3 protein-coding genes and 1 pseudogene are annotated in these 2283 nt (G+C 66.4%); 2 read left to right on the top strand and 2 right to left on the bottom strand.

All coding sequences use genetic code 11. The features are described 5' to 3' along the window. Positions 1-315 (bottom strand): annotated as a pseudogene (locus tag BST40_RS27835) (nucleotidyl transferase AbiEii/AbiGii toxin family protein); the annotation flags it as partial. Then, a complete protein-coding gene (locus BST40_RS27830) occupies positions 312-896 on the bottom strand; it encodes a type IV toxin-antitoxin system AbiEi family antitoxin domain-containing protein (protein WP_082275213.1) in 585 nt (194 codons plus the stop codon). The gene BST40_RS27830 and the pseudogene BST40_RS27835, both read right to left, overlap by 4 nt. 283 nt (positions 897-1179) lie before the next feature. On the opposite strand from BST40_RS27830, the gene BST40_RS32210 reads away from it, so the two are divergent. Continuing rightward, on the top strand, positions 1180-1365 hold the full coding sequence (locus BST40_RS32210; protein ID WP_241780142.1) for a hypothetical protein: 186 nt from the start codon (positions 1180-1182) through the stop codon (positions 1363-1365). A 119-nt stretch (positions 1366-1484) separates the two neighbouring features. Further along, the gene (locus tag BST40_RS27820) at positions 1485-2273 is read left to right on the top strand and encodes a hypothetical protein (protein ID WP_083156518.1); all 789 of its coding nucleotides are present in this window, start codon (positions 1485-1487) and stop codon (positions 2271-2273) included. The last annotated feature ends 10 nt before the right edge of the window (positions 2274-2283 follow it).

Genomic DNA, 2283 nt, shown 5'->3' with positions numbered 1-2283 from the left:
CTCCCACCCAGTCTCCCCCGTATCGGCCAGCTGCTCATGGACCGTTGCGATGTCGCGGCGTGCGACCGTGTCGAAGTCTTTGGAGGTCCGTGAATCGGGGATCCCTCGGCGCAATTCCAGCGACGATCCGCCTTTAACCAAGAGCAGCGGAGCACCGCTGTCGTCGGTGAGCATGGCTGCGAACTGTGCGACGACGATCATCGCGATGTGCCGCTGTAGTCGACCGAACACGACACCTTGCCGCTGCGCTGCCTGGGTGAGTCGATCTCGCAGCGAGCGCAAGTTCGTCGGCGGCGAAGAATAGGGCTTGGTCACGCCGATGCTCGCTTCGTCCGAGCGCGTACTCCGGCGGCGGGTTGATCGAGCGCAGCGCGTAGCTCAGCTGCCGGCGCACGACGTAGCGTGCCCTCGGCTTCGGCTCGCTCGATCGCCACCCGAAGCTGATAAGGATCAGTGCCCGCCTTCAGGCAGTCTCTGATGGTGCGCACAGCCGTCGTGACGGGTATGCCGTCGACCAAGGTGATGTCGGTTGCCTGGAGGTCGCGGCGGTGAAGTCGGTACAACTCGCCCCCCGCTGCGCGCGGATGGTTCTCGCGTGGGACCGTGAGATGGATCCGCGAAGGGTTGACATCCGAGAGGGCGTGAAGCCCCAAGGCCGACTCATGCGAGATGACACCACGGCCCAAAGTCCACGAGACCGCTGCTGCGAGATCGTCGTGCTCACCGCGCGGCAAGACGGGCACCCGGTACACACCACGACCAGCACGCTCAAGACGCCCGCGTGCGGCCAGAAGACGGAGCTGCACGGGGTCCACACCGATATCCCGCGCGTCACGAGTCGTGACGTAGCCATGTTGCTCGGCGGCAAGTTCAACAAGCCGATCCCAGATAGTCATGTGCTTAATCGTATCAAATAGATACGATTAAGCACACAATACTGCGGCGGCTGGTGATTTGACTGGCCAAGAATCAATGTTCGTCGTGACTGGCCAATCGGCAGCGTGACAATCCCTCTCACTGTCGGCTCTGCAAAGTAGGGTCAGCTTCGTGACAAGTTCTTAGGGGTGCCCCCTGGGCTTGCGAGGCTCCAGCACGCGCGCCCAAGGCCGTCGGACTTGCCGGGAACGCTGCGGTCAAGCCGTCGCGCCACGGTGCGGGGCGTGGCTTACGATGCCATGCATGGGTGATGAAGTGCACGTCAACCCCGACGGATTGCGCGCAGCTAGCTCCGGCTGGCATATGGAGGTTTCCGAACTTCACGCCGCACTGCCGTCGTTGCAACCGCCCGCACCCTGGCCCACGATGCTCGCCGCCGCAGGTGTGACCGGCGCAGCCCAGGTCGCCACCGCCGACCTGCACACCTAGATCGCTGCCACCGCAGGGATGACCCAGGTCGCGGCTACCGGCTATGAAGCCACCGACTCCGATGCCGCGGACTTGCTGACAAACGTCGCCGCCACGATCACCGGGACAGTCCGTAACACGTGATCCCCACCCAGTCGGCGTTGCGCGCTTACACCGTGTCGCATCTGACCGAGCACGCCGCCCACTGGCGTGACCTGGCGACGCGCCGACGCTCGGTGGTGGGCACCATCAAGAGCCAGGCCGACTCGCTGGACTGGCACGGCCAGGGCGATGAGGCGATGAAAGCGGCGATGGCCCGCCACGTCGTAACCGCCGACGACGAGGCCGAGCTGCTGGATGCCGCCGCGGCGACCGCCGAGGGCGGTGCCGGCGTGCTGCACCACCAGCGGCGCTCCATCCTGGCCACGGTCGGGCAGGCGCATCAATCGGGGTTCGCGGTGGGCGAGGACTGGTCGGTCACCGACGCGATGTATGCGCCGGGCTCGATGGGGTGGTATGCGCGACAGGCCACCGCCCACGCGATCGCCGTCGACCTGAGAAGCCAGGTGACCCGTTTCACCGGGCAGGAGGTGCAGACGGCCACCGAGGTGGTGCGCTGCGCGGGTGAGCTGGGCGGGCAGGGCGCGCTGCGCGGCCACATCCAACAAGCCGCGGCAATCACCAGCCCCGCGCCGAACGCGGCGGTGCCCCCATCACCGCCAGCCCGGTCAGCGCAGTCGGTGATCGATGCCTTGTCCGGTGCCGGTCCGCTGCTAAGGCATATCTCACCCTCGGCAGCAGCGGCGGCAGCATCGTCGTTGCCACCACCAACAGCAGTGGGCGCCATACCGGGCCTCGGGGCGCGGGCGGTTGCAACGACGGCAGTGCGGCGTGAAGTTCGGAAACCTCCATATGCCAGCCGGAGCTAGCTGCGCGCAA

The organism is Mycobacterium persicum, assembly GCF_002086675.1.
GTDB classification, from domain to species: Bacteria; Actinomycetota; Actinomycetes; order Mycobacteriales; family Mycobacteriaceae; genus Mycobacterium; species Mycobacterium persicum.
This window is presented reverse-complemented; position numbering and strand designations above follow the sequence as displayed.

Excerpts from the sequence above, each read along its gene's own strand:
- BST40_RS27830 (WP_082275213.1), bottom strand. The coding sequence starts at position 896 with ATGACTATCTGGGATCGGCTTGTTGAACTTGCCGCCGAGCAACATGGC.
- BST40_RS32210 (WP_241780142.1), top strand. The coding sequence starts at position 1,180 with ATGGGTGATGAAGTGCACGTCAACCCCGACGGATTGCGCGCAGCTAGC.